The organism is Kitasatospora sp. NPDC090091, assembly GCF_044747365.1.
In the GTDB taxonomy this organism is placed as follows: Bacteria; Actinomycetota; Actinomycetes; order Streptomycetales; family Streptomycetaceae; genus Kitasatospora.
On record NZ_JBIVDY010000063.1, the window covers coordinates 1 to 1,325 of the forward strand.

1 protein-coding gene is annotated in these 1,325 nt (G+C 72.2%); it reads left to right on the top strand.

Translation table 11 applies throughout. The annotated features are described in order from the left end of the window. Nucleotides 1–1,325, top strand: a 1,325-nt coding sequence (locus ACIPSC_RS39030) for an acyltransferase domain-containing protein (RefSeq protein WP_400835176.1), incomplete at both ends; no start/stop codon positions are given.

A 1,325-nucleotide genomic window follows, 5' to 3' on the forward strand; every position in this document is an offset into this window, starting at 1 on the left:
GGCGGTGTGATCAAGATGGTGATGGCGATGCGGCACGGGGTTCTGCCGCGGACGCTGCACGTGGACGAGCCGTCGCCGCACGTGGACTGGGCCTCGGGTGCGGTGGAGCTGCTGACCGAGGCGCGGGACTGGCCTGCGGCGGAGGGGCGTCCGCGGCGTGCTGCGGTGTCCTCGTTCGGGATCAGTGGGACGAACGCGCACGTGATCCTGGAGGAGGCCCCGGCGGCCGAGCCGGCCGAGCTGACCGAGCCGGCCGGGGCACCGGAGCCGACCGAGTTGCCGGCCGTGCCGGTGGTGGTGTCGGCCAAGTCCGGTGCGGCGCTGCGGGAGCAGGCGGACCGGCTGCGGGCGCATCTTCTGGCGGAGCCGGATGTCTCCCTGACGGACGTCGGCTTCTCGTCGGTGGTCTCGCGGGCCCGGCTCGACTCCCGTGGTGTGGTCGTCGCGGCCGATCGTGATGAACTCCTTGCCGGTCTGGCCGCGTTGTCGGTCGGTGAGTCGGTGGCTCGGGTGGTCGAGGGCCGTGTGGTGGCGGGTCGCACCGCGGTGCTGTTCACCGGCCAGGGTTCGCAGCGGGCTCGGATGGGTGTGGAGTTGGCGGGGGCGTTCCCTGGGTTCGACGCTGCTCTGGAGCTGGTGTGTGCGGAGCTGGATCCGCTGCTGGGGCGTTCGTTGTGGGCGCTGTTGAGTGCGGAGGAGGGTTCGGCGGAGGCTGCTCTGCTGGATGCGACGGAGTTCACGCAGGCGGCGCTGTTCGCCGTTGAGGTGGCGCTGTTCCGGCTGGTGGAGTCTCTCGGGGTCCGGACGGACTACGTGATGGGGCACTCGGTCGGTGAGATCGTGGCCGCTCACGTGGCGGGTGTGTTGTCGCTGGCGGATGCGTGTGCGCTGGTGGTGGCGCGCGGCCGGTTGATGGGCGCGCTGCCGGCAGGCGGTGCGATGGTCGCCGTGCAGGCCGACGAGGACGAGGTGGCTGCCTCACTCGCCGGGTTCGAGGGCCGGCTGGAGATCGCGGCCGTCAACGGCCCGCGCGCGGTGGTGGTGTCCGGCGACGCCGACGCCGCCGAGGAATGGCTCTCGGCTTGGGAGGGCCGCAAGACCTCCCGCCTGCGCGTCAGCCACGCCTTCCACTCGCCGCGCATGGAGCCGATGCTGGCGGAGTTCGAGCAGGTCGCCCGCGGTCTGTCCTACGCCGCCCCGCGGATCGCGGTGGTGTCGAACGTGACGGGTGGTCTGGTCTCGGAGGAGCTGGCCGATCCCGCCTACTGGGTGCGGCATGTGCGTCGGGCGGTGCGGTTCGCGGACGGTGTGCGGACGCTCCACGA